Origin of the sequence: Cyclobacterium xiamenense (genome assembly GCF_900109255.1) — a bacterium.
Lineage (GTDB): Bacteria > Bacteroidota > Bacteroidia > Cytophagales > Cyclobacteriaceae > Cyclobacterium > Cyclobacterium xiamenense.
Genome location: NZ_FNZH01000005.1, coordinates 30,258 through 54,043 on the forward strand (window position 1 = coordinate 30,258; position 23,786 = coordinate 54,043).

At 47.2% G+C, this 23,786-nt stretch carries 26 protein-coding genes; 8 read left to right on the forward strand and 18 right to left on the reverse strand.

What is annotated here, in order from left to right; all coding sequences use genetic code 11:
• Together BMW71_RS15945 and BMW71_RS23740 are read right to left on the reverse strand one after the other, a co-directional pair.
• A partial coding sequence (locus BMW71_RS15945; RefSeq protein WP_177179673.1) for a carbohydrate-binding protein occupies positions 1-1,211 on the reverse strand: 1,211 nt, incomplete at its 3' end.
• Positions 1,212-1,835: 624 nt separating this feature from the next.
• Positions 1,836-1,991: a hypothetical protein gene (locus BMW71_RS23740; RefSeq protein ID WP_177179674.1), complete on the reverse strand. Its 156-nt coding sequence runs from the start codon at positions 1,989-1,991 to the stop codon at positions 1,836-1,838.
• 486 nt (positions 1,992-2,477) lie between these two features.
• Between BMW71_RS23740 and BMW71_RS15950 the strand changes: the two genes are divergently transcribed.
• The 7 genes from BMW71_RS15950 to BMW71_RS15985 all read left to right on the forward strand — a co-directional run bounded on the left by BMW71_RS15950 (position 2,478) and on the right by BMW71_RS15985 (position 8,614).
• Positions 2,478-3,785: a T9SS type A sorting domain-containing protein gene (locus tag BMW71_RS15950; protein WP_092176203.1), complete on the forward strand. Its 1,308-nt coding sequence runs from the start codon at positions 2,478-2,480 to the stop codon at positions 3,783-3,785.
• 79 nt (positions 3,786-3,864) lie between these two features.
• A complete protein-coding gene (locus BMW71_RS15955; protein ID WP_092176205.1) occupies positions 3,865-4,308 on the forward strand; it encodes a 4-fold beta flower protein in 444 nt (147 codons plus the stop codon).
• 464 nt (positions 4,309-4,772) lie between these two features.
• On the forward strand, positions 4,773-5,354 hold the full coding sequence (locus BMW71_RS15960; protein ID WP_092176207.1) for a Crp/Fnr family transcriptional regulator: 582 nt from the start codon (positions 4,773-4,775) through the stop codon (positions 5,352-5,354).
• An 84-nt stretch (positions 5,355-5,438) separates the two neighbouring features.
• A complete protein-coding gene (locus BMW71_RS15965; protein ID WP_092176209.1) occupies positions 5,439-6,053 on the forward strand; it encodes a hypothetical protein in 615 nt (204 codons plus the stop codon).
• A gap of 3 nt (positions 6,054-6,056) precedes the next feature.
• Entirely contained in the window at positions 6,057-6,995 is a 939-nt protein-coding gene (locus tag BMW71_RS15970) for an NAD(P)-dependent alcohol dehydrogenase (RefSeq protein ID WP_092176212.1), read from the forward strand.
• Positions 6,996-7,610: 615 nt separating this feature from the next.
• The gene (locus tag BMW71_RS15980) at positions 7,611-8,144 is read left to right on the forward strand and encodes a Crp/Fnr family transcriptional regulator (protein ID WP_143057647.1); all 534 of its coding nucleotides are present in this window, start codon (positions 7,611-7,613) and stop codon (positions 8,142-8,144) included.
• A gap of 74 nt (positions 8,145-8,218) precedes the next feature.
• Positions 8,219-8,614 carry a hypothetical protein gene (locus BMW71_RS15985; RefSeq protein ID WP_092176220.1) on the forward strand — a complete coding sequence of 132 codons (396 nt, stop codon included), beginning with the start codon at positions 8,219-8,221 and terminating at the stop codon, positions 8,612-8,614.
• 267 nt (positions 8,615-8,881) lie between these two features.
• Here the strand turns inward: BMW71_RS15985 and BMW71_RS15990 are convergent, their stop codons facing one another.
• The 7 genes from BMW71_RS15990 to BMW71_RS16020 form a co-directional block, all read right to left on the reverse strand.
• Positions 8,882-9,967 (reverse strand): porin, encoded by a 1,086-nt coding sequence (locus tag BMW71_RS15990; RefSeq protein ID WP_092176222.1) that lies wholly within the window; start codon positions 9,965-9,967, stop codon positions 8,882-8,884.
• A 234-nt stretch (positions 9,968-10,201) separates the two neighbouring features.
• The gene (locus BMW71_RS15995) at positions 10,202-10,630 is read right to left on the reverse strand and encodes a DUF1801 domain-containing protein (protein ID WP_092176225.1); all 429 of its coding nucleotides are present in this window, start codon (positions 10,628-10,630) and stop codon (positions 10,202-10,204) included.
• A 252-nt stretch (positions 10,631-10,882) separates the two neighbouring features.
• On the reverse strand, positions 10,883-11,533 hold the full coding sequence (locus tag BMW71_RS16000; RefSeq protein ID WP_092176227.1) for a Spy/CpxP family protein refolding chaperone: 651 nt from the start codon (positions 11,531-11,533) through the stop codon (positions 10,883-10,885).
• Between the two features lie 17 nt (positions 11,534-11,550).
• Positions 11,551-11,880, reverse strand: coding sequence for a hypothetical protein (locus tag BMW71_RS16005; RefSeq protein WP_092176230.1), 330 nt, complete (start codon positions 11,878-11,880; stop codon positions 11,551-11,553).
• Entirely contained in the window at positions 11,864-12,358 is a 495-nt protein-coding gene (locus BMW71_RS16010) for an RNA polymerase sigma factor (protein WP_092176233.1), read from the reverse strand. Before BMW71_RS16010 ends, BMW71_RS16005 begins: the two co-directional genes overlap by 17 nt.
• A gap of 124 nt (positions 12,359-12,482) precedes the next feature.
• Positions 12,483-13,463, reverse strand: a complete 981-nt coding sequence (locus tag BMW71_RS16015) for an NAD(P)-dependent alcohol dehydrogenase (RefSeq protein ID WP_092176236.1) — start codon at positions 13,461-13,463, stop codon at positions 12,483-12,485.
• Between the two features lie 231 nt (positions 13,464-13,694).
• Positions 13,695-14,117: a DoxX family protein gene (locus BMW71_RS16020; RefSeq protein WP_092176845.1), complete on the reverse strand. Its 423-nt coding sequence runs from the start codon at positions 14,115-14,117 to the stop codon at positions 13,695-13,697.
• A 446-nt stretch (positions 14,118-14,563) separates the two neighbouring features.
• Here BMW71_RS16020 and BMW71_RS16025 point away from each other — a divergent pair, with 446 nt between their 5' ends.
• The gene (locus BMW71_RS16025; protein WP_092176237.1) at positions 14,564-16,138 is read left to right on the forward strand and encodes an alpha-L-arabinofuranosidase C-terminal domain-containing protein; all 1,575 of its coding nucleotides are present in this window, start codon (positions 14,564-14,566) and stop codon (positions 16,136-16,138) included.
• 384 nt (positions 16,139-16,522) lie between these two features.
• On the opposite strand, the gene BMW71_RS16030 is transcribed toward BMW71_RS16025, so the two are convergent.
• The 9 genes from BMW71_RS16030 to BMW71_RS16075 all read right to left on the reverse strand — a co-directional run bounded on the left by BMW71_RS16030 (position 16,523) and on the right by BMW71_RS16075 (position 23,570).
• Positions 16,523-17,317, reverse strand: a complete 795-nt coding sequence (locus BMW71_RS16030) for an SDR family NAD(P)-dependent oxidoreductase (protein ID WP_092176240.1) — start codon at positions 17,315-17,317, stop codon at positions 16,523-16,525.
• A gap of 284 nt (positions 17,318-17,601) precedes the next feature.
• On the reverse strand, positions 17,602-17,952 hold the full coding sequence (locus BMW71_RS16035) for a DUF5615 family PIN-like protein (protein WP_092176242.1): 351 nt from the start codon (positions 17,950-17,952) through the stop codon (positions 17,602-17,604).
• Complete coding sequence (locus tag BMW71_RS16040) at positions 17,949-18,188, reverse strand: DUF433 domain-containing protein (RefSeq protein ID WP_092176245.1); 240 nt, start codon at positions 18,186-18,188, stop codon at positions 17,949-17,951. The genes BMW71_RS16035 and BMW71_RS16040 overlap by 4 nt, the downstream gene beginning before the upstream one ends.
• Before the next feature lie 246 nt (positions 18,189-18,434).
• Positions 18,435-19,340 carry an oxidoreductase gene (locus tag BMW71_RS16045; protein ID WP_092176247.1) on the reverse strand — a complete coding sequence of 302 codons (906 nt, stop codon included), beginning with the start codon at positions 19,338-19,340 and terminating at the stop codon, positions 18,435-18,437.
• A 25-nt stretch (positions 19,341-19,365) separates the two neighbouring features.
• Positions 19,366-20,292: an amidohydrolase family protein gene (locus tag BMW71_RS16050; RefSeq protein ID WP_092176250.1), complete on the reverse strand. Its 927-nt coding sequence runs from the start codon at positions 20,290-20,292 to the stop codon at positions 19,366-19,368.
• A 506-nt stretch (positions 20,293-20,798) separates the two neighbouring features.
• Complete coding sequence (locus tag BMW71_RS16060) at positions 20,799-21,434, reverse strand: sulfotransferase family protein (RefSeq protein WP_092176253.1); 636 nt, start codon at positions 21,432-21,434, stop codon at positions 20,799-20,801.
• A 107-nt stretch (positions 21,435-21,541) separates the two neighbouring features.
• Entirely contained in the window at positions 21,542-21,967 is a 426-nt protein-coding gene (locus tag BMW71_RS16065) for a nuclear transport factor 2 family protein (protein WP_092176256.1), read from the reverse strand.
• Between the two features lie 87 nt (positions 21,968-22,054).
• Complete coding sequence (gene ahr, locus BMW71_RS16070) at positions 22,055-23,059, reverse strand: NADPH-dependent aldehyde reductase Ahr (RefSeq protein ID WP_092176258.1); 1,005 nt, start codon at positions 23,057-23,059, stop codon at positions 22,055-22,057.
• A gap of 82 nt (positions 23,060-23,141) precedes the next feature.
• Complete coding sequence (locus BMW71_RS16075; protein ID WP_092176261.1) at positions 23,142-23,570, reverse strand: nuclear transport factor 2 family protein; 429 nt, start codon at positions 23,568-23,570, stop codon at positions 23,142-23,144.
• Positions 23,571-23,786 lie beyond the last annotated feature (216 nt).

A 23,786-nucleotide genomic window follows, 5' to 3' on the forward strand; every position in this document is an offset into this window, starting at 1 on the left:
CCCGAAGCTCCCTTAAAAACCAGGAACAGGGTTTGATCGCCCAGAAACACGGATCCGTCGGCGTAGCTTTCCGGGTCCACCACCCTGATCGCAAAAGGTGCAAAAGTTCTCCAGCCACCGGTAGGCCTAACCTCAGCCGTAGCGATGAGGGTACCCTCCGGGCTACCGGTTCTGAATTCGACTGTACCTCCTGCGGTATTGCTGGATGCGATGATCTGCCCGGCCAAGGGGCCGCGCCCAAAAGCCACGTGGTCAAACCGGATGTAGTCGCCGTCGTTGATATATCCCACTGCTGCCCCGGCATTGCTGGGCTGAATTCCGTTTTGGCTGGAAAAATCCTCGGCCTGAATCCCGGCATACGGATCAACAGAAGTGGATTTTTCCTGAACGATGATCGTACAAACCGCGAAAACCGAACCATCGCTGAAACTTGTGGCCGTCACCGTGACTTCACCCGGCGCGGTCGCCGTGAATTCTCCGGTGATGTAATCGACACTTATGCCATCATTTGAAGCAAAGGCCACAAACTGATTGCTGGTGTTTGCGGGAGAAATAAGGACATCGAGATCGATGGTGTCACCGACCTGCAAGGGTTCCGAAGGGCAATTGATGAAGCTGAGCTCCTCCACTATCACCTCCGAAGGCTCGAACGTGAAGCTATCGACATCGAGGAGGTATCCCGAAGCTCCCTTAAAAACCAGAAATAGGGTCTGATCTGCCAGATACGCGGATCCGTCGGAATAGCTTTCCGGGTCCACCACCCTGATTGCAAAAGGTGCAAATGTTCTCCAGCCACCGGTAGGCGTAACCTCAGCCGTAGCGATGAGGGTACCCTCCGGGCTACCGGTTCTGAATTCGATCGTACCTCCTGCGGTATTGCTGGATGCGATGATCTGCCCGGCCAGGGGTCCGCGCCCAAAAGCCACGTGATCAAACCGGATGTAGTCGCCGTCGTTGATATAGCCCACCGCTGCTCCGGCATTGCTGGGCTGAATTCCGTTTTGGCTGGAAAAATCCTCGGCCTGAATCCCGGCATACGGATCAACGGAAGTGGATTTTTCCCGAATCAAGGGTTCAAAGGGTTCTTTTTTAGGTTTGAAATGCTCAGGCCAATGCGCATCGGGATTTGTTTCCGGGGAATGTGAAAAATGCGCCTTCGCGCTACTACGTATAAACGAGCTACCAAAATCATCGGTACTTGGTATTCGCATCCCTATCTGACCCGGATTATTGGTATCACATTTAAATGGATCAGTTGACTTGCCCTGACTAGTTCCCACTAAAACAACAAATAATATGTTCAAGTGGAGAAGGAATACTTTTCGCATTTTCACATCCTTTAATTTGTTTTTAATAGTATTTTTTTTGCTTTTCATCCAAAAATAGGTAAAAATATTCAAACAAAAAAGCGATCGATTCTTTTTTCTGGTACCTTTTTCAAAGTAGAAAGCAGGGGTCGCACCATGCAGCAAAGGCAGCTTTTGGACTGCACATCTCTCAAAAAAAAACTACTTTACACTGGATGTTTCCTTTTTCCAACCCGCCTCGAACTGACAGAATTCCCATGCCTGAATATTTGGGTATCGGAGGCTCGCTCACTGTTCAGCAAACCCGAAAATTAGGTAATGATAGATTTACGCACCCAGTTTTCCACCGCACCTTCCGTAACCGCCTGTATGAATAGATCGTGGCCCACTTCGGTGATCAACCCGGTCAGTCTGGAATTGAGGGTACGGCTGTATCGACGGCTGTGGCTTCAGGAATTTTTTTGGAGGACTGTAGTTAATAAACCTGGCTGCTTTCATCGTGTTGGTTCTCTCAGGGGGCTGTCAACATCAAAGGTAAACGTACATATCCGCAATCACCTGTACGTTACCGTCGATTTCTTCGATCCGAACGCCCTTTTTACCAGGGACGGGTAAGGGCAAGGTGTGAACCGTACCGTTGCTGCGGTAGCTTACCTGTTGCGAATACAAGGCAGTTTGCTGCAAAACAATCGGAGTTCCTACAAGATAGGCGAAAAATCTAAAGATTCGAGCAAAAATCCCGGTTCGATTTCCGGACCGTTGGAGACAGGCGGAAGGTAGCCGGGAAGGAGTTCAACTTGGGGAAAGATGGGAATAAATGGAGATAGCCATTCGGGGAAGCCGATTGCGTGGGAACGCGAATGCAGTGACGTATTACCAAACCGGCAGCAGAACGGAATTGACCCGCCTACATAGCGGCAGGCGGGGAGGCAGCACCCTATTTTAGTAAATTTGGCGTATCTGCGATGCAAACTGTTGTGGAAGGAGCAAGTCGACTCCGAGGGATCCGTTCGTTAACGAAGTTTTACCACAGAAAACGTATCTTTTTGGTACCCGTTAAAAAAATAAATGGTAGTATTAGTGGTAGAAGGATTGTCCATTCGCTCCGCTTGACTGGCGCTGCGTATTCGAGGGCTTTGGTAAAGTGGTGTGTCACAGGAAGCATGCAACATGAAGCAACTTGGTTTTTTAGTATCTGTTTTTCTCGGCGTTAGTTCGCTCGCGTTCGGTCAATACTATACCTCCTATTTCACAGGAAATACCCATGACGAAACAAGGGCGCCGGCTGGTGGCGTCTGTTTGATGGGCGGGGCAACCGAAGACGATCGGGCGATGACCTGGTTTTTGCAGCGCGCAAACGGGGGAGACGTGCTGGTCCTAAGAACTTCCGGAAGTGATGGCTACAATCAGTACCTGTATTCCGAATTGGGCGTGCCCGTAAATTCCGTTGAGACCCTTGTCTTTCACCAGCCTGGCGCATCGGAGGAGGCATACATTCATCAAAAAATTCTGCAAGCAGAGGCGATCTGGTTTGCCGGAGGAGACCAATGGGAATACATTACCTATTGGCGGACTAGCCCCATCGCCCGCCTGATCAACGAAGCGATCGCCAATCGAAACGTAGTGATCGGGGGCAGCAGCGCGGGGATGGCGATCCTGGGAGGCTTTTATTTTTCTGCGGAAAATGGAACGGTTTCTTCCGGAGCAGCGCTATCCAATCCCTTTGACAGAAAGGTGACCGTCGATTCCCTATCTTTTATTTCCAATCCGTACCTATCGGATGTCATCACGGATACGCATTACGATAACCCAACGCGGAAGGGCAGGCATCTGGTTTTCCTAGCCCGCATTCTGATGGACTACGGAATCGAGGCAAAGGGAATTGCCTGTGATGAATATACGGCCGTTTGCATCGATGCCAGCGGTATCGCTCGGGTCTTTGGTGGTCATCCGGCGTACGATGACAATGCCTATTTTATCCAAACGAATTGCGAGTTGCCGGATGTGCTGCCTGAAAACTGTTCTCCCGGACAACCGCTGGATTGGAATCGGGGGGGCAAAGCCCTTCGCGTGTATGCGGTAAAAGGAACAAGCGAAGGTGCCAACAGCTTTGATTTGACCGATTGGGAGACGGGTAGGGGCGGCGTATGGGAATATTGGTACGTAGACCAGGGGCGGGTATACCAAAAAACCGGCAGGCAACCCAATTGTGAGGCACCGCCGGTAGCGGAAGCCATTGGGTTTCTAATGTATCCCAATCCGGCAAGCGATTACTTGTGGATCAGGTTTGCAAACAGCGAGGCGAGTCCCGAGTCCCTAATCATTAGCAATGAACGGGGCCAGGTAATCAGACGGGCGAGCCTAGGAAATGAGGATGAAATTCGGGTAACCACGAGCGGTATGACCCCAGGTATGTATTTGATCCGGGTAAGGTACGCGGACCACCGTTCGCTGGTAAAAAAGCTACTCATCCGCTAGAAAGCGAATACACCGCTGCATTCAGACAGGAAAGCGATGCTGGGTATAAGGATTTTAGTACCCTTTCTGATAAAAACGTATGAAAACAGTAAAAATAGGTGCGACCGTTTTATCCGTACTGCTTGGCGTTCATTCGGTGGCGGTACAAGAAATTACGCTATTCGATTCCGGGGGAGAAGCAATCGCCTACATTGACGCAGCCGATGCAGATTGGACCATTTACCTGTGGGACGGTACACCGGTGGCCTATCTTGATTCCGAGGGAGACGCTTTTGCTATGTATGGGTTTAACGGGAACCACCTGGGTTGGTACGAAGACGGGATGGTCAGAGATCGGGACGGATACCTGGTTGGATTTAGAGAAGGCCGGGCGCAGGTGTATACCCGGTACCCGCCTTACAAATCCGCGAAGCAGTACAAACCCTACCCGGCGTACCGGGAACCTGCGGCCTACAAACCCTATTACAGCAACCAATTTTCATCCGAACCGCTATTGCATTTTTTGCGAAAAGGAAGGCGTTAGCAAATTCAGGCTGCATTTACAGCTGTTGGATTCGCTTTCGGTAGTCACACAAAGTCACTCAGTAGAAGTTCTACTTTCGATAGTAGGGTGTAGGGGATAAAAAAAGCCAATTTTTAGTAATTGGTCATAAAAAAATTAGTAGTATTAGGTGACGGTGAGTGCGGGAAATTTGTGGCGGTTGATTTGGTTAGTTGCTGTCCTACTGATCTCCAATTGTAATCATTGACCACCTTGGGGTTTGTTGTGCATGGCCAGGGAAGTAACCAAGACAATAAGAGAATCCGGATGAAACATCAGAAAAAAACGAACCTGAACGGAAACATGCCGGTGCCAGGTAGGCTAAATGGCCAAATACTACGGAAGACAAATAGTCAGAAAAGTACGCCATCATTGAAGACGCAACGCAGGATCGCTGTTCCTGGTAGCGGCCCCTATCGCGCATTTACACGTTAGTTTACAAAGAAATGGAAGACGTACTGTTTGACTTTATCGCCAGATACATTTCCCTGACGGAGGAAGAGAAAAAGGCGTTGATCGATTTGGACCTGTTTCACTCGGCAAAAAAGGGAGCGGTCTTACTCGAAGAGGGGCAACGTTCCAAACAGGGATATTTTGTCCTGAAGGGCTGTATCCGGACGCATTACACCATAGAGGGAGTGGAAAAGACGACCGCATTTTTTACCGAAATGGAAGGCCTGACCCCTCCCTGTGTGCTGGACGGCAAGCCCTCTACTTACGCCGTTTCCTGCGTGGAAGACACGATTCTTACCATTTCCGACCCGAGCATGGAAGGCGAAATTTTTCAAAAATTCCCCAAGTTTGAAACCATGTGCCGGGTCTTGTCCGAAGAATTGTTGGTGAAACAACAAATGGATTTCGATGCCTTCAAGACCTCTTCACCCGAGCAACGCTACCTCGATCTCCTGGAAAAACGACCCGATTTAATCCAACGGGTTCCCCAGTACCAATTGGCCAGTTTTTTGGGGATTCAACCGCAATCGTTGAGCCGCCTACGGGCGAGAGTTGTCGAAAAAAGCAAGCATTGAGCCACCCTTCTTAACTTAAGTGAAGGAATTTGGGCCAGCCCTCCACCTATTTTTGTCCCATCGTTTTACCTAAATGGAGCGGACATGCAAACAAACAAACGATGGCTGGGTGTAGTCGTCCTGATGACGATTAGTTGCACCCTTTGGGTACAATACACCGGAAAGGAAAGGAGCTGCTTCGTGGCTGGCATTTTCGTGCTGCTGGCCAATTTTGCCCAGACAAATGCGCCGGATTTTGCCCAACTTAACCTTGGTTTCCGGCTAACGGCGCAGGACGTGCTATCCCTGGAACTAAAAACCTGGAAATATGCCTGGCCGCTGGGTATACATCCAACAAACAGCGCCTACGGCGATCCCAACACCGCCTTTCCCGAATACATCCGAGGACACGGCTTTGCCCTGGTGTACCAGCGGTTTTGGCGGAAAGGCCTGTATGCCGAGGTCCATATCATGCACGCCTGGCAACGGTTTGTTGACGAAAACGGACAGAAAATAGGAAACGGCTTCCAACTGTTTACCACCTACCGCCTGGGTTATCAGATAAAGTTGTTTCACAACCGCTTTTTCATCGAACCCTCCCTTGCGATTACCCATCGCCTCTATCCTACGAAAATGCCGGATGGGTTCCGGCAGCAGGACGATCAATGGCCCAGGTTTCTATTTGGCGAACCCGGTTTGCCTGTTGGATGTAATTTTTAGGGTATGAAAGCCATTGTATGCAGCAACTACGGGGGTCCGGAAGTACTTCGGCTTGTGGAGGTAGCCAAACCCACCTGCGGGAAAAACGAGCTATTGATACAAGTGATGGCCACGGCTGTCAACAGTGCCGATGTAAAAGTGCGCGCCCTGGCCATGCCGGGCTATTTAACGCCGCTTATGCGGATCGTGCTTGGAATTTGTCGACCCCGAAGACCCATTTTAGGGACCGTCTATGCGGGTGTAGTGGAGGCGGTCGGAACACAGGTCCGGCAATTTAGAAAAGGAGACCGGGTTTTTGGCAGCACGGGTTTCAATTTTGGTACCTATGCAGCCTACCTCACCGCCACCGAAAACAGTCCGGTCTCGCGGATGCCCGAAAAGGCAAGCTTTGCGGAAGCGGCTGCGCTTGTTTTTGGCGGGCAAACAGCCCATTGGTTTCTTCAACAGGCTGGCCTGCCAACTGCTAAAAAGCCCAAGCTCTTACTTATTGGTTCGACCGGCGCGGTTGGCACAGCAGCTGTTCAGTTGGCGCACGCGTACGGGGCAGACATCACCGCCGTTTGCAGCAGTGCCGGCAAGGAATTGATGGAAGGCCTGGGGGTTTCGAACACCCTCTTTTACGATACCGTCGATTACACCAAATGCGGCGGGTCCTACGATGTCGTATTCGACGCAGTCGGGGTGGTGAAAAAATCGGATATCAGGCACCTTTTGCGGGAGAAAGGTCGCTTTGTTTCGGTCGGTAGCTTATCTTACGCAACCGAGACAAAAGCGCAACTGGCAGCCATCAAAGCCCTCTACGAATCGGCGAAGATGCGGGCTGTTATTGACCGAACGTATTCCCTAAAAGAGATAGTGGAAGCCCATCGCTACGTCGATACCGGGAGAAAAAAAGGAAACGTGGTGATTCAGGTGGCTTCGTTGGCTTCCGAAACCGGGTGAAAGGAGCTCTTGAAACCCAGGCATGGGAAAAATCCGGCCAAAGGCCGAGAGAAACCTGGAAACCTGGAATCCGCCTGCACTGAAAATGGAGAAAAATACGAATTTCGAAAGGGAGATTACGTTGGCATGAAAAAGCCTTGCTCAATTCACGTTCAGCAGAGGAACCTGGGAACCCTAGGCCGAGGTCAAAGGCAGCTTTGGTACCGTTAAAATCAAGCTTGGGTGTAAAAAAGCCGATACGTTTGACATCGAAAGTTATTTCGACTGGTACGAGGCCCCAGCCAAGGCACGAAACGTGCAGTGCTGCGCCCTGCCCGGAGGCCTAAATGACGCCCGACGCCTGAAATTAGTAGGGTAATCGGAGCCAGTAGCGATGGGCTTCTGCTGATCCGTTTGGGGTCAAAACCCACTTTTCCGAAGGTATTCGGTCGATTTATTGGGATAATTCTCTATGTTGCGTTGACGATTGGGTAGCATTTCTTGCCGCATGGATACCTCAGGAGCCAAAAATACCGGACTCGCTGCCTTATGGAGTCCTGCTGATTGCCGGATTTTCTGATCCGGGGGTCAAACGAAACCCAATCAAAAACGAAATCGTTGGGAGAGCAAAACCAAGTGGAAGAGCTAGTAAAACAAGTAATGGACACTTTTGCCGGGATACTCACTTCGGTTAGTTACCGTCGAGGAGCGATCATTCACGCGTCAAATACCACCTGCAATAGCCTATTTATTGTGAAGTCCGGAATTTTACGGTCGTACTATTTTAAAGACGGAAAGGACATTACGGCTCATTTTGCCATGCGCTACGGAATGGTCGGTGCAGTGGATAGCTTACTCCGGCAGACCAAAAGTAGGTATAGCATTCAAGCGCTGGAAAACAGCGAAGTGCTGCGTATGGACTACGGCGAAATGGAGTCCTTTTTGGCAAAAAAACCCTCCCTGGAGCGGTTGGCGCGAAAGGTTTCGCAGGAGCTTTACCTGGACCTGGTGGAGCGGTTAGAGGGCATGTTATTTTTATCGGCAAAGGAGCGGTACGATCATTTGCTAAACCGCTACCCCCAGATCACCCAATACGTGAGCCTCGGACATATCGCCTCCTACCTGGGCATAACGCAGGAGACCTTGAGTAGAATTCGGAATTCGACCTGATTTTTTGACATTCGTCAAAAGTAAAGATACGCGGGGTCTTTACTTTTGTGTGTTCACCGACGAGAAGAGAAGTCATGACAATTTCTGCAAAAAACTTGTTATTGCTGGATGGCGTGGGGGCCTTGATGACGGCCACCCTGCTAACTCAGGTAGTGGCTCGGTATGAACCACTATTTGGTATGCCAAAGGCGACCGTCTACGTACTTTCGGTCGTTGCATTGGGCTTTGCGGCTTTTTCACTGGGCAGCTACTTGCTGGCAAAAAGGGGTTTTTCCCGCTATCTGGGAATGATCCTTTTTGCGAATCTGGCGTATTGTGTGGCAACTACCGTGTTGCTGGTTATTCATCGTGAAAAACTAACCTGGTTGGGGATTGCTTATTTTGTCGGTGAAATCATCCTCGTTTTGGTTCTCGTCTACCAGGAATACAAAAAAGTAACACAGGGGATTGGTGGCAAACCGTTTGTATAGCATGAAAATACTGTTTCGCGGAGCTATCAAACCCTTTCTGGGGCTATCCGTTGTTCGGCCAATGCGCGTTCTCTTTCACTCAATTCTTCTGCCGGAAGGGTGCGATTTTTAAGCACCTGACCATACCCAATACCGGAAGAAATCCGTTGATTGGCGATTTTTTTCAAAACCAGCCAACTACTTGGTTTCTTTTAGTAGGTATAGCCAATACGCTGATTTATACCTGAAAAGCTTCAGGTAGTCGCCATTGCCCATCATCAACTCTAATCAATCAAACGCGATGCTCAAAGCGGTTCCAATAAAGAAATTGCTTTGCGTGGGAACCTGCTGGCTGTCCAGGAAAATGTCATCGCTTCGACTACTAAAGGTCCTACCTTCTACCCGCCAAAGTACATTTTCCATTACCTGCACGTCCACGTTTACAGAATACCCAAACGTTTGAAAGCCACTGCCGGTGGAAATGATCACTTCATCTTTATCCGAATAGTACTCGGCCCTGGCGGAAATAGCCAATTTCTCGGTAGGTGTAAATCGCCCTATAAGCACAGGCGAATACCAATGATGGTAATCGTTGCTACCTTTTTCCACTTGCTGGGTGCCCATATCAAAACCAGCGATTATACCAAATTGATCGGTGAATTGAAACTGACCATAGAAATTGTGAAAATACCGCATCTGTCGGGTACTGTCCGGCGTGTCGCTGCCAATAAAGGAACTGCTGTTGAGCGTTACTTTTTCATTGGGTGTCCAGGTAAGTTGATGGCCAAAGGCCGGGGTTTGGTTGCCGGGAACGCGTTGTATGCGCTGCCAGCCATTAAGGAGTAACCCACTTAGAAACCATGCTTCATTATCACTGGTATAGGAAATTTTCGCCCCGGAGAGAAAGTAAGGTGAATTTTCTGCCAAAATACTCCGCGTCATGTTCCAACAAGTGGCCCCTATGGCGCTTTCAAAGCCAATATGGGAGCCAAAGATGCCGGCATCGACCCAGAGATTTTTTGTTTTGGATATTTTTATTCCAGCGTTGGCCTCAAATATATTTTTCAATACACCGGGTTCGGCCGAAAGATTGGCATTGGTATAGGTACCTGTCATCAATGCCAACTTTCCCCTTACCTGATCGTTGTCATAGGCGGCCTGAATGTACCCGAAATTTAGATTTACTTCGTTGTGCCGGTTAAAGGAGTAAAGGAAATCGGGCCGGTTGTGGTCCACGGGCTCGCCAAAATCGTACACGTAATAGGTTTCCAAATACCCACTTATTTTTACTGGGCGCTCGTTGGGTTCGGTCTGGGCAAAAATCGGGTTAACCAGGCCAAAAGTTATTGGAATTAAGAATAGTAGTTTAAACATCTTGTTGAAATTAATCCTTGTACAATGTAAGATTTTTTGACGCCCAGGATTATAAAAAGCAGACCAATCTTCTAACACGGATTAATAGCACCAAACAAGCGGCTACTTTAACGCGGGAACCAATAAAATTGCTTATAGGGAAGGGAATTGCTACCACGCTACCCTTTATCCATTGGTTTTAAATTAAAATAGGCCATGTAGAGGGGCAAAGTAACAATAAAAACGAATGCCCTATCAAATCCCCAAGGTCAGTTGGTCTTTGACTTTGTGGTACCGTAAAGCCGCTTTGATGCATTCTTTTAGTTCCGGGACCGGGATTTGCTGGTTTATTGCAAATATAATGGCCCGATTTCCCTCGTAGTGAAAGGTACGGTCAAAGACCATTCGAAAGGTATCCACCAGGCGACTCGTGCATTGAAAATATAGGGAGTATTGATCTGGCGCTTCCGATTTCCAATCCATACGAATGGTGCTGCCATTTCTTGTCAGGAAACTAGGTTCGCCCCATTTTAACGTTTCCACCAGTTCGTCAACCCCCTCTGTTTCTTCGGCCGTTTCGATAACCAATTCCCTTAAAAAAGTCATTTTATCCCGAACGCCTTCCGGATACCGGGCAAATACTTCATTTACGGTTGGGTTTGTTTTTCGTGTAGGCTTTCCCATGGTCTATGTTTGTTTGGGCGCCGCTGATTAACTAACTGTATTTAACTAAACTATTTTATCAACGTCTTAATACCTGCAACCAGCGCCGCTCTATGATTCGAACGGACCTGGTTCCAGGCTTGTGTATCTTTAAGGTAATAAATAAATGGTACTATTTTATACGTTTTGAGTCGATCTGGAAGGAATAATGCACCATTCTAACGTTCCTTTTTTCACCCCGGATTTTTGGGGAAACCATCCAAGTGAAACGATTTATTTTTTCAACGTTATCACCACGACTCCGTAAACCCCGTCTTTTCCATATACCTTTGTCGCCGATTCTCCCTTTAGCACCTCAATACTTTCGATGGAATCGGGAGAGATGGCGTTCAAATCATCGACTCTTTTCGTTTTTCCATCTTCAATTATAAAGAAAAGGGGCTTTTCTTTACCCGAATTAGTGTCAACGATACGAACGGTTTGGTTTTTGCCGGCAATATTGGTCGCGCCATATCCAACCACGGAGACGCCTCCCGGTTTAAAGCCATTAAGGCGTTGCTGCTGCTGCTCAGTCAGTTCGTTTTTTATAGCCACTAAGGTAGTAAGCTGCAGTTTTTTCAATTGGTTTTCCAGGCTGAGTACCCGGTCCATTTGCTTTTCAACTGCTTCGACGCTTACTTTTGACCTGTCCATCAATTCATTTAGCGTAGAGGTCGCTTCTTCCAGATCCCACTTAAGGGTGCTAAACTCACCGGCGTTTTTGCTATGAATTTCTTTTATGGTAGTTGCCTGTTGGTCGGTAAGATTGATTTTATCGCGATGGCTCATGACCAAATCGGCACTATATAGGTGATTTTGAAACAGGTCCTGGGCATGGGTGATTTCTGCGCACAACACCAGGAGAAATACGAATACAGTTTTCATTTTATTTGGGAGTTTTGTTAAAATTCAGTTAATAGAGAAGAAGTAGGTGACTCCCATATATCCATGGAAGTAGTCGATCTCACCACGATGGTCGGGTCCTGATTCTCGTTTTTCTCCAACGAGATAACCACTACGTCTCTGTCAAGGGAGATTTTTTCCTCTCCCCTTCCAAAATAGAACAGCGCGAGGAATAGGGAAGCTGCTATCCCTAAAACAGCAAACGCCCTCTTTTTAATTTTTTTGCGCCGTTCCGGAAATACCGGAATCGACAAATGCCGGTCCTCCCTTTTGTATGCCGCAAAGAAATCTTCAAGCACCGGATCCTTTAATTCATTTGCTGTCTTCATGTTCCCTTTCTTTTAATATCAAACACTTTAGGTTTTTCTTTCCTCGGTCATAGTGTGTGCGGGCCGTTCCCAGGCCTACCTGCATGATATGGGCTGCTTTTTCCAGGGTAAGGCCGTGGTAGAAAACCAACAGCAGTACCTCCTTTTGTCTTTCGAGAAGCAACTGTATAAGTGCTTCGTGAGAAACCGGTTCCTGTTGTACAACTGCCGGGTCTTCTATTTCGATGATCTCCGGTAGCGAATTTTCAGCGGGTTTTTTTCGTATCCATTCCAGAGATGTGTACCGGATGACGGAAAACAGCCAGGTTTTTGCTGCCGATTGGTGGTGGAAGGTTGCCTTTCCTTCCAGTATCTTGAGGTAGACATGCTGGAGGACATCCCGGGCCATTTCCCCATCAAAGCCGCAACACTGCCTTGCCCATAGAAACGCATCCTTATGAAGGGATTTTACGAGTGTTTCAAGTTGGTCTCTTGTCATTGTTGCCTATTGGTGTCTTCTCAACCACGATATATGACTTGAACGAAGAAAAAAGTAAAAAAATAATCGAGTATCTTGTTTTTCGAGACTTTTGGGCAGCCAAAAAGCGCAAATCTGCCAGCAACTATTTAATATGCTCCAGCCTGACCACCACTTTTCCCCGGTGCTTTCCTTCACCGAAGTACTGGAGGAGCCTCGGGGTATTTTCAAGTAAATAAGGCCCGTCAATGAGGACCTGAATTTTCTTCTGGGTATAAAGCTCCAGGAAATAGTCTAAATCCTTATTGGGTTTTAAACTTACTATTTGAAGCTTTTTTGAGGAGAATAGGGACTGGAGTTTGCCAAAAAAGAGCATTTGAATCAAGCTGCCCGGTTTGCCACCAATCGTAACGTATTTTCCGTTCGGGGATAAGGCTCGTAAGTAGGACCAGGGGTACTGGTTAGTTTTGCAATCCAGGATCAAATCGTAGGTCTCGCCCCTCTTGGTGAAATTGGTCTTCTCGTAATCAACGACAAAATCAAATCCGATGGCCTTCATTTGCTCCAGTTTTTCTCCCGAGTCAACTCCGGTTACCTCACAATCTTCCAGTTTGGCCAGCTGAACGGCCAGGTATCCTACCCCTCCTCCACCGCCGTTGATAAGGATTTTTTGCCCTTTTTTAAGTTTTCCAAGGTCCCGAAGCGCTTGCAAAGCCAGGCAAAAAGCATGAGGTACCGCCGTGGCTTCTTCGAAACTCAGGTTCTCTGGTTTTTTGATCAAAGCAGTTGCGTCTACACAGATGTATTCCGCAAAGGTTCCGAAACCATATTCCGAAATATCTCCAAATACTGCCTCTCCAACGGTAAATTTTGTTACATCCGATCCGACTGCATCCACCATTCCGGCCAATTCCATCCCGGGGATTTTCACCTTGGGTCGAAACAGCCCAAACATCAGTCGGTACAGGTGGGGTTTGCCCCTTACCAGGCTCCAATCGTAATCGTTTATTGCGGTAGCCCGTACTTTTACCAATACCTCGTGATTTTTGGGAATGGGTTTCTCCACCTCCCTTACATCAAGCACTCGTTCAGGATTGCCGTATGTTGTAAATTGGACCGCTTTCATAAGAGTAGCAATTGGTTGTGGTTGGCTTTCGCTGCCGATTCAGGGTACATCTGATTTCATCGCTGTTATTCCAGTTGATGCAATCCCCAACCAAGCTGCCAGGTTCCGATTGTAGAAACGTGAAGCGGGGATGCGCCTGTTTTTCATTCACGTCAACTTTACCCGACATAACAAAACTCACACCATAGGTAAGCTGGCAAAATGCTCTGTTTCGAAATCATAAAACATTTTTTAGGTTCTATTTTTCTGGGTCCATTTATTGAAAGCGCCTGTGGACCAAAGGGCCCATACAACCAATACAGGTTGGAAAAATAGCCGTGTCAATCGTTTTTGATCGGTATCCAAGCCAAACGCATCGATCCCATTGCTGTACTGAGATAGGTTTCCAGGGAAGATAAGTACGTAAAAGACCGCCAACGCAATCCCCACGTAATAGGTATAACCAGTTAAAAAGATCATCGCAAGTCCCAGCGATATTTCTACAATGCCAGAGGATATGACGACAAAATCCATAAACGCCGGATCCTGAGGTAACCATCGCGGAACCTGGGCCTGGAATTCCTCCCGTTGAAAAGTCAAATGTCCCAGTCCCGCCAGTACCATTAGGCCACCCAGGAGGATTCTCATTAGTTTTTGAATAAGCGTTGTTTTCATGTTGACTATCGTTTGGGATGAATTGGTTTCCGATAGAAAAGTACCCAACATTTGTCGCATGATCAAACCAATGTGAATCATTTACTAAAAACCTTACGTCCGCCCGCGGATTTAGTCCCGGTAATGGTTGACCGCTCCCCAAGCGACATCGACGGAATAAATTGGACAACGCGCAGGTGCATGGGTTAGGCGTGTAGCGCTTCCAACCGACAGGCCTGCATCCGTAATCACGACTTATTTCGCTCTTAGGTGCATCCTGGTATTTTTTCGTTTGGGCTGTTGCTCCTCCTTATTTTTTGTGGATCATTGAATTTTTATTAATTTAAACCGATGGCAGGTATACAGGGTCGACGCCTATTGGCAAGTCCAAGCATCACTGCTGTTGCTTTATTGCCGAATTTGTAACCTATCCGTCCGTTTTTTGCGGACACGACCCTAGTTCAAAAATGAGTATCAACCGAAGAACCTTTATTAAATCCGCTGCTTTTGCCGGAGCAGGATTAGCAGCTAGCCCGGAGCTGTCAGCCGGAGCCAGGTCTGTTGTAGTTAAGGCAAAAGAGGGCATCGAAATTGATCCCGAGCCTACCTTTGCCTTGTCTCCCTATTTGTACATGCAGTTTATGGAACCCCTGGGCCGCACCGATGGGTCGGTGGAGGCCGCATGGGATTTTAGTAAACACGCCTGGCGTGAGGACGTGCTGGAAGCCACCCGGGAGCTGGCGCCCAGCATGGTGCGGTTTGGAGGTATTTTCAGTTCGTATTACCGCTGGCGAGAGGGCGTCGGTAAGCGAAGCAGTCGGGTACCCATGCAAAATCTACTGTGGGGCGGGTATGAATCAAACCAGGTAGGCACGGCGGAGTTCGTCGACTTTTGCAGGCAGGTGGGTGCCGATCCGCTCATGTGTGTGAATTTTGAGTCGGAAGGCAGTCCCGGATGGTCGATTGACGGTATGGGAAGCGATCGGCGGGGTACCGCCCAGGAAGCAGCCGAATGGGTGGACTATTGCAACAATCCGGACAATGCGCTACGAAAGGCTCATGGTATAGAGGGTCCCTTACGCATCCCCTTCTGGCAAATCGGCAATGAAACCTCCTATGCCAACGACCGGTTTCACCTGGAGACAGCCGTTCAGAAGACGCTGGCGTTTAGCAAAGAGATGCTTCGGGCCGATCCGTCTATCAAACTGATCGGCTGGGGTGGTTTGCAACGGTGGGGTGAAGGAAAAGAAACCTTCTGGGCCAGGGAAATGATCGAGCGTGCCGGAGAGCACCTGGATTACGTGGCGTTTCACCACATGTTTAACCCCTACGGGAGGGACCCGGACAACCCCTTGAAAGGAGTAGATTACCGGAAAGATCCTGCCCGAACCTGGGAATACCTGATGAATGCCTGTGCCTTTCACGAGAAAAAAGTAGTAGCCATGAGGGAACAGGTGGAGCCCTATCAAATGCCCATGGCCCTGACCGAGTGCCACTACAGTTTTCCGGGTAGAAACCGAAACGAGGTGATGTCCACCTGGGCCACCGGTGTTTCCTATGCGCGCATGGCAAATTTACACGAACGCCACGGGGACTTGCTCAAAATCGCGACCATGGCTGATTTTTGCGGCACGCGCTGGCAGGTCAATGCCCTGATGATTCCTATCCCAAGATCCTACGGGGAAGCGTTCCTGATGCCCGTTGCAAAAGTGATGAAACTCTACAGAAAATACAGCGGTACCGGCTATTGCGCAACCACACAAACGCCCGCCTACCTGGACGTTACGGCAAGTAGAAAAGGAAATACGTTATTTGCGCACGTAGTGAATACGCATCGAACTTCCCCAGTAAAAACCACCTTATCCCTAAAAGGGGAAACGATAGCCTCGATTAAGGTGCACGAGATGGCAGCTGATCCGGAGTTTGAAGTAATCGCCCGGGAGCCTGACCCACTTCAAATACAAACAAAGGAGGCACCTATCGACGGAACATGGACTTTTCCGGCTGCTTCCGTATCGGCGGTGGAGATCCAACTCGTATAACCGGGGCTATAACGACCGGCTTGGCCAAGCGTTAGTAGCCGGGGCGGGTGCTGGCAATCCGGGGTCAGGCAGCCGATGCAATGCCTTTCTGATCACCTTAATGGAGGGGCTGCCGGGGCATCTTTCAGTGCGTTTTCCCCGGACAGCAACCGGTTCAGCGGTTTTTTGGGACGGACCTGTCCGCTTCCTTGCTTGTGCACAAATTACTTTTTAAACAGCAGCTCTCTAGTATCGGCGGCGATCCTTTCCGCAACGCTGCATACCTGGCAATTCAAAGACTGGGCCGGATCGTGGGCAGGTATTTTTCCCGTTGTTTGAAAAGCACCTGCTTGGTGAATGGGAGGTTACAATTACGAGTCGTTTTTCTTTGGCGAAATCCCAACCTTACGGGTGAGGAAAGTCGCTTTTCCAGGATATCGTCTTGAACAAACCGGGCATCAGCCCCAGGAAGAAGCGATTTACGGCCAGCAGAAAGGGGGCCGTATAGGTGCTCCGGTTTTGCCGTACGGCCTTGACAATGTACCAAGCCGCCTCCTCGGGAGTAAGCAGGGGAAAAAATTTTGCCAGTTTTGGCAGGCGCAGGTAGGATCCGGGGTTGGCCTTAAAGTAGTTGGAGCTGGTTTCACCCAGTATCACTTCGCATACGCGTATCCCCGTACCATGCAAATCAGCCCGTAGCGCCTCGGCAAATCCGCGCAAGGCCCACCGGGAGGCAGCATATCCCGTTGCGCCACTCCAGGGAATGAGCGATGCCGGTGAATTGACATTGAGGATCATGCCGCTACGGCGCGAAAGCATGCCAGGCAGAAAGGCCCTGCACAGGCGAAAGGCAGCCAGGTAGGGGAGGGCGATCATAACATCCTCTTCTCCTTCTGGCGTCTCCTCGGCAAACAGCCAACGTCCAGCTCCGGCATTATTAACCAAAAGATCGGGAACCCCATGATTCTGAAGGATCGCTTGTGCAGCGCTGCGGGTGGAGGCGGCATCCGCCAGGTCTGAAGCTACAATGTAAGCGATTCCGCCCGCCTGACGAATGCGTGTAGCCACGTGTAGCAGGTCGCCTTCCGAACGTGCAACCAGAATCACTTGTGCCCCTTTTTCAGCCAATAAAATGGCCGTGGCGGCACCGATGCCTCGTGAAGCACCTGTCACTACGGCCAATTTTCCGTTAATTTTCATCGGTTAGCGATTGGTAATTGTAACGATTAGGTATTCGGTTTGCTGCCAGAAAATTAATTCCTACCTGTCTGTTTAATAGGCCCAAACTACTATACATACACCTTGGTAATTGAAACAGCTGATGCGCTATTTTTTTGAATGATTTCCTGGTCGGTACTACCCGAAACACGTGCCGTTTTTTTACAGACTAATATACTTAGCGCTGAATGTTCTTGTTTGCGCAGCCTCAAGATGTTGGCTTTGTGGCAGCATTCACCAAATCCCATCCCAGAATTCTTCCCGGTCTATCCAATGCTTCTTATACTTTTTTCAGTCACAACCACAAAATGTCCTTTTTCAATAATTTGCTGGTAGTTTTGGGTCAGATTTTTCAAAACTAATACCTTGTTCCTTGAGGCTTCGTCAGTGAGCCTCAAAAAAATAACACCGCAATGAGACTGCCTGTTTTTAAAAATCAACTCACCAAAATCTTTGTCGTTGGTAATCAAAACTCTCTCCTCACTTACAGCTATTTTAAGAATTTCGTTATCCGAAATCCCTTTTCTATCCGGCGAAATTGAAAGGATATTAAGACCTTCTGAGGCCAACCATTTTGCAGCAGTCGGGCCGGTACATTCATCGACGATGAATTTCATTTGGAAGGTGCCAAAGGGATGAAAAAATTACTTTCCAATACTTCGTTTGCAAACAGCAAACAGGCCCTTATATCCTCCTCGGTTATATAATTATATTCTTCAATAATTGATTGAGGAGTTTCTCCGTGGGCAAGCAATCCAAGAATGAACTGAACGGACAATTGGGTGCATTTTATGACTGGCTTTCCGGCCAGTATTTCAGGATTTAACTCAATCCGTTTACGTAGTGCTTCCATTTGTCAGTTTTAAACAAATTTACATGAATATTTTTATTGCAGGTGGTTTGACTAGCAAATTGAATCTGCGAAGTTAACACTTTAATGCAGCGTGGTCTTGCCTGAAATATTTAATTTTTAAGACAAACTTTACGTTATTTTTTCAATTCATTTTACCTACCTAACAAAATATCAATCCCAGTGGCGGATAAAAAAAGATCATTTCTACAGGATAGAAAATCAAAGCGCGTTGGTTTACGGCATCTTTTATAAATATTTCATTCCCACCAATTCTTCCGCTACTTCCCAGAGACGTTTTGCCACATCTTCATCATTTGCTAATGCTGTACCGGAGACTTTACCGGGCTTTCCTTTGAACTCGTTAAATCCTGTTGGGCCAAAATAGTCACCCCCTGCTGCATCACCAATTGCCGCTACCATGGTAGGTTTTGCACCTTCTTTTGGCGCATGCGTTAGAAGTGGAGCAACTGTGTATTTCAATATAGCATAAACAATTTTCGGCATATGCCTGGCCAACTCGGTAGTGGCAATACCTGGATGTGCAGCCGTTGATATGGTTTGATCATGCCCGGCTTTTTCTAACCTCCTTTGCAATTCAAAAGCAAATAATAAGCATGCCAGCTTTGACTGCCCATAAGCGGCTGATGCGGAATAATTTTTCTCACTTTGCAGGTCGTCAAAATTGATCTTCCCATTTTTATGGGCGATGGAGCTTAAGTTTACTATCCTGGAATTGGGTGTTTTTAGGATTGTATTCAATAGTAAGCCAGTGAGCAGGAAATGTCCCAGGAAATTGGCCTCTATCTGTAATTCATAGCCATCTTTCGTCTTGGTATAAGGAGGCATCATCACACCGGCATTATTAATCAATACATCTAAGCGGTCATATTTTGATTGATAGGCTTTGGCAAAATTCCGCACAGAATCTAAACTACTTAAGTCAATTTCCATTACTTCTACATCTGCCTTTGGTACTTCTTTTTTTATGTTTTCTTTAGCGGCATTGGCTTTTTCCAGGCTCCGGCAAGCCATAATCACTTTCGCTCCTTTTTTTGCCAAGGATAGGCTATTTTCATAACCCAAACCTGTATTGGCTCCTGTTACGATAAAGATGCGTCCTTTTTGTTCCGGTAAAATATGCGTCTGGTCCATGTTTTGTGGTATTTATTAAAGCTAGTCAATCTATTTTACCAACTGCTTCCAATTTCAGGAATTTTGCTGCATTTCCATAAAATATCCCTTCTTTATCTTCCTCAGTGAGGAAGTCTAGACTGTTTAAAAAATCAATAGATTTCTCTATTGCATAAGGCCAAGTCATTTGGTCGGAGCCAAACATGACCCGATCAAGATAGCCCGCATGCTTAATATTTCGGAGAAAATCCGTCACGTATCGTTGCGTATTGGGTTCTACCCAGAGCAATACAGCGATATCGGTATAGAGATGGGGGTAGTAGGCCATCAATCGAATGGCGTGCTCTGGCCAATCTTCTCCTCCGGCATGCATTAAATAGACACGGAGTTTGGGGTATTTTACCAATACATCTTCAATGAGGTAAGGATCGCCTAATGAGAGTCTGGCTTTGGGTGCCCAAGAGTAGGTTCCCATTGGATCGCCTCCTCCCGTATGCACCGCCACAGGGATATCATATTTTTCGCAAATCTCAAGATAGGGCTGCCAAATGGAATCGCTCAAGGTAGTGCCGCTGTAATAGGGACCCAGTTCTCCAAAAACTTCAATTTCACCGGCTTTAATCATTTTCTCAAACTTGACGATATCCATATCATGATCGTCTGGCAAAAAACTCAGAATACCCCGAATCACCCTGTTCTCTCTATCATTTTCTTTCCAGATTCTTACACTTTCGGGGTTTCCACTGACCATGGCTTTCACAATATTCAATCGCTCCATTGCCGCAAAAGTCTCTGTAAGATGCGCTTTCGCATTAGCAGACCCTTTGACTCCATAGTGATCAGTAACAGGCTCCCGTTCGCCAAAATCACTCTCTGTATAGGAGTGAATATGCATGTCGATAATTCGCTTTTGTGAAAAAGCTTCCAGTGTGGGTAAAACTGCAAAAGCTAAAAGGGCTAAGATTTTTTTCATATTGTTTGATGTTACTGATTCAACCTATTGTATTTCCTCAGCACTTCCACTCTTTTCACATCGTCCTTTACTAATACCTAATTCGAATACGCACATAGCCATGAAAACTGAAATCCATCAAGGACGAAAGGGTGCATTTTCTTTCCCAATTCAGGAATTTATTTTTCTAATTTTACCGGCATGCTCCCCAGTTTCCCCATTAAATTTACTCGTGACTTCCGGGGAAGTTCCAGTTTCTCTTTTGTCCCATGAATCCATTGCCTCCTTCAGTTCCTTTGAAGGTTCCTGACCCGAAGCAATAGCAACCTCAGCTTATTGCACCTTAGCAAACCATTCAGGGTCTTTTCGGTTCCAGGCAGTTCCAATACAGAAAAGTATAATTGCAGTGAGGATAAGATTTTTGGGAGCCATATTTCGAAAGGAATAAACCAAAAATCCCATCAAAGCATAATTATAAAATATCTCTCCTACCCACAGCAATAAATACCCATGAATCAATCCAAAAATCAAGATGTTGGCTTTGTGGCAGCATTTACCAAATCCCAGAATTCTTCCCGGTTATTGGTGCGGGGAAACGCCGAATCGGGGGCCTCTACGTTTAAATACCCGCACAATGGTTCCCAGCCTTCCTTTACCTGATATACCAGTAGTTGTTCGGGTGGGATTAAAGCCTGTACCGCTTTATTATGTGCTTCGTATCTTTCTGCCAGGCCCTCGAAATCAAGGCCCATGGGAAAACCTGATTTTTCAATCACCTTCACCACCATATTGAGCCACTCCTGAACGGGTGCCGGTGCGTTTTCCCGCCCGCTAAGCAATTTGTAGATCGTAGAACCAAAGCTTTCCGCCCACGATTCTTTACTTCGGTGTGTTAAAATAAACTGAGCATTCGGATACGTTGCATAAAGCTCTTTGTAAAAGGCAGCGGTTGGCCAATCAACGGCGCTCTGCATGCCTTCATAAACAGCGTCAAAATTGGCCGGGTGATTCAATAGTTCATTCCAAAGGGGCAATTGAACGGGCATGTTTTGAGCCACCCGCTCCATGTGGTGGCAAGGACCCAGTTGTAGTTGTTCCAGTGCTGTTTTCAACGAATAGGTGCCGGTTCTTCCCAGACCTAATCCAATAACTTTTAATTCCATAAATATTCTTTTTGTATACGAACTGCCTACGTTAAATCGGTTTTCGGCCCACCTTTCCAATTTGCTCTTAATTCCCACAGGATGGAGTTCGGTTGCCTTGATCAGGATTATTGGTTATTCGGCCTGTAATCGGAATGTTGCCAGGACATCAATACCCACTTCTTTTTTTGAGATGCCCAAACGGCCGTAAATGCGCCTTTGTATTCAAAAATAGCTGAAGGATTCTCTTTTTGACTTATTTTTTGGTCGATAATGCCCGAAACGATTGCCGTACCACCTGATTGATTAATGGTTAGCTCTGAAAACTCATTGATTACGCTCATCGTTGAGGTTGCTTCCTTTATCGCTGTGCGACCCATTTTCTGGCCATTACCTGTAATAAATACAAAGTTTTCATCGGTATTTTCTAATGTAAACATCCGATCTTCCGCTATAGCCATAAATTCATGGAAGGTCTTTTCCGTAAAAGAACCTTGAGAATAGGCATTGAGGGTAAATGCCAAAAGGACAATAAGAAAAGCTACCTGTTTCATTTTTTTTAGTTTTTAGCCTACTCTAAATCGGTTTTCGGCGGACTCCTTTTTGACGACAACTGCTTAATCCTGGGATGTTGCTACCCGTTAATTTTTCAGTACAATTCGGAAACGGGCCTTCCCGGATTCCAGATGTTGCAGGGCTTCATTGACTTGGGACATCGGGAATTCTTCTGTAATCGGATAAATGTCATGCCGCACACAGAATTCCAACATGGTTCGTGTCAAGGCCGGGCTTCCGAGAGGGCTTCCTGCCACAGACTTTTCGCCCATAATCAGAGAAAATGCAGGAATAGCCATCGGTTCTAATACCGCTCCCACATTGTGAAACTTTCCTCTTGGAGCTAAGGCCGCCAAATAGGAATTCCAATCCAAGGTCACATTGGTTGTATTGAGAATGAAACTCAAACTTCCGGCGATTTTTGCCAGTTCCTCGGGATTCCTGGAATCCACCACCTGGGTAGCTCCCATGTCGATAATGGACTTCTTTTTATCCGGGTTGGAGCTAAAAGCGATGACTTCACAACCCCATTTATTTAGGAATTTAAGGGCCAAATGGCCCAGGCCCCCGATACCGATGACGCCAACCTTGTCCGTTGCTTTGACTCCGGCGAGAATGATCGGATTAAACACGGTAATTCCCCCACAGAGCAAGGGTCCGGCTTTATCCAGATTGATACCCTCGGGCAGGGGAATTGCCCATGACCAATGGCAACGCACATGGTCTGCAAAGCCCCCATGTCTACCACCTATAGTGAGTTCGGCAGAGCTGCAGAGATGATGCGCACCATCCATACATTCATGGCAGGACATGCAGGATCCCGAAAACCAACCCACACCGACTTTATCCCCTACCTTTACATTTTTGACAGCATTGCCTGCCGCGATTACCTCGCCTATGATCTCATGGCCAGGTACAATGGGGTAGGCCGTCATTCCCCAGTCATTGTTTATCATGCTCAGATCTGAATGGCAAATACCACAGTTGATAACGTTGATATCAACCTGTTCAGCGCCTACCGCTCCTAATTCGTAGGAAAAAGGCGTTAGTTTTTCATGGGGGCCATTGGCGGCATAAGCGGATACGTTCATTATTTTGATTTAGTTTAACGTGAGGGTATTGTCGAATGGGCGTAAATTAAATTTTTGGTAGTTAATCCCTTTGAGGATCTTTTTACTTACTAAAAGCATCATGTAATTTTTTTGTATCCACATATTGCTGAAAAGCAATCACTTTTCCATCCTTAAGTGTCCAGAAATGCGCCACTTGGGCGTCGTAACTATTGCCATTATTGTGTTTGCCATCATAGCGTAGGGTGGCTAGTACTTTGTCATTAAACATTTCATGAAGCACGATATCCTTTAAGTTGAAATACGCATGTTCTGCGCCAATGCGGCCAAAAACGCCATTCAAAACGGCATCAGGTCCTATGTAGGGATTACTATCCGCATACGCGTTACCTTCGGCTTCATTCCAAACGATCGTTGAATCCATCATTCCCAAAACTGTTGGGATATCGCCTTCGGCAAAAGCTTTGTAAAGCCCATCTATAATGGCCCGGTTTTCACTTGCTCTTTTGAGCTTTCCTTCAAGAGTTTTCATGATTCATTATTTTAGGGTTTATTGATTTATTCGTTCTTGTACTTCCAATTTGATTTCTATCAAATATTCAGGCAAAACCAGCCCTTTGACTTCCCGCCAGGATACGGTTGGAAACTGCTGGGTATAGATGGAGTTCCGGTATTTGGCATGGGAATATTCGTAGGCTATAGGTCATAAGCAGAAGTGTGCTGGTTTTTCTTATATCATAGAGATCGT

What these genes read in the sequence shown, in the direction of transcription:
- BMW71_RS16050 (WP_092176250.1), bottom strand. Translation starts at nt 20,292, where the DNA reads ATGAAAAAAATCTTAGCCCTTTTAGCTTTTGCAGTTTTACCCACACTG.
- BMW71_RS16030 (WP_092176240.1), bottom strand. Translation starts at nt 17,317, where the DNA reads ATGAAAATTAACGGAAAATTGGCCGTAGTGACAGGTGCTTCACGAGGC.
- ahr (WP_092176258.1), bottom strand. Translation starts at nt 23,059, where the DNA reads ATGAACGTATCCGCTTATGCCGCCAATGGCCCCCATGAAAAACTAACG.
- BMW71_RS15955 (WP_092176205.1), top strand. Translation starts at nt 3,865, where the DNA reads ATGAAAACAGTAAAAATAGGTGCGACCGTTTTATCCGTACTGCTTGGC.
- BMW71_RS15990 (WP_092176222.1), bottom strand. Translation starts at nt 9,967, where the DNA reads ATGTTTAAACTACTATTCTTAATTCCAATAACTTTTGGCCTGGTTAAC.
- BMW71_RS16020 (WP_092176845.1), bottom strand. Translation starts at nt 14,117, where the DNA reads ATGAAAACAACGCTTATTCAAAAACTAATGAGAATCCTCCTGGGTGGC.
- BMW71_RS16005 (WP_092176230.1), bottom strand. Translation starts at nt 11,880, where the DNA reads ATGAAGACAGCAAATGAATTAAAGGATCCGGTGCTTGAAGATTTCTTT.
- BMW71_RS16015 (WP_092176236.1), bottom strand. Translation starts at nt 13,463, where the DNA reads ATGAAAGCGGTCCAATTTACAACATACGGCAATCCTGAACGAGTGCTT.
- BMW71_RS15995 (WP_092176225.1), bottom strand. Translation starts at nt 10,630, where the DNA reads ATGGGAAAGCCTACACGAAAAACAAACCCAACCGTAAATGAAGTATTT.
- BMW71_RS15950 (WP_092176203.1), top strand. Translation starts at nt 2,478, where the DNA reads ATGAAGCAACTTGGTTTTTTAGTATCTGTTTTTCTCGGCGTTAGTTCG.
- BMW71_RS16025 (WP_092176237.1), top strand. Translation starts at nt 14,564, where the DNA reads ATGAGTATCAACCGAAGAACCTTTATTAAATCCGCTGCTTTTGCCGGA.
- BMW71_RS15970 (WP_092176212.1), top strand. Translation starts at nt 6,057, where the DNA reads ATGAAAGCCATTGTATGCAGCAACTACGGGGGTCCGGAAGTACTTCGG.
- BMW71_RS16065 (WP_092176256.1), bottom strand. Translation starts at nt 21,967, where the DNA reads ATGAAACAGGTAGCTTTTCTTATTGTCCTTTTGGCATTTACCCTCAAT.
- BMW71_RS16010 (WP_092176233.1), bottom strand. Translation starts at nt 12,358, where the DNA reads ATGACAAGAGACCAACTTGAAACACTCGTAAAATCCCTTCATAAGGAT.
- BMW71_RS16040 (WP_092176245.1), bottom strand. Translation starts at nt 18,188, where the DNA reads ATGGAAGCACTACGTAAACGGATTGAGTTAAATCCTGAAATACTGGCC.
- BMW71_RS15965 (WP_092176209.1), top strand. Translation starts at nt 5,439, where the DNA reads ATGCAAACAAACAAACGATGGCTGGGTGTAGTCGTCCTGATGACGATT.
- BMW71_RS16035 (WP_092176242.1), bottom strand. Translation starts at nt 17,952, where the DNA reads ATGAAATTCATCGTCGATGAATGTACCGGCCCGACTGCTGCAAAATGG.
- BMW71_RS16000 (WP_092176227.1), bottom strand. Translation starts at nt 11,533, where the DNA reads ATGAAAACTGTATTCGTATTTCTCCTGGTGTTGTGCGCAGAAATCACC.
- BMW71_RS15985 (WP_092176220.1), top strand. Translation starts at nt 8,219, where the DNA reads ATGACAATTTCTGCAAAAAACTTGTTATTGCTGGATGGCGTGGGGGCC.
- BMW71_RS15960 (WP_092176207.1), top strand. Translation starts at nt 4,773, where the DNA reads ATGGAAGACGTACTGTTTGACTTTATCGCCAGATACATTTCCCTGACG.
- BMW71_RS16060 (WP_092176253.1), bottom strand. Translation starts at nt 21,434, where the DNA reads ATGGAATTAAAAGTTATTGGATTAGGTCTGGGAAGAACCGGCACCTAT.
- BMW71_RS16045 (WP_092176247.1), bottom strand. Translation starts at nt 19,340, where the DNA reads ATGGACCAGACGCATATTTTACCGGAACAAAAAGGACGCATCTTTATC.
- BMW71_RS16075 (WP_092176261.1), bottom strand. Translation starts at nt 23,570, where the DNA reads ATGAAAACTCTTGAAGGAAAGCTCAAAAGAGCAAGTGAAAACCGGGCC.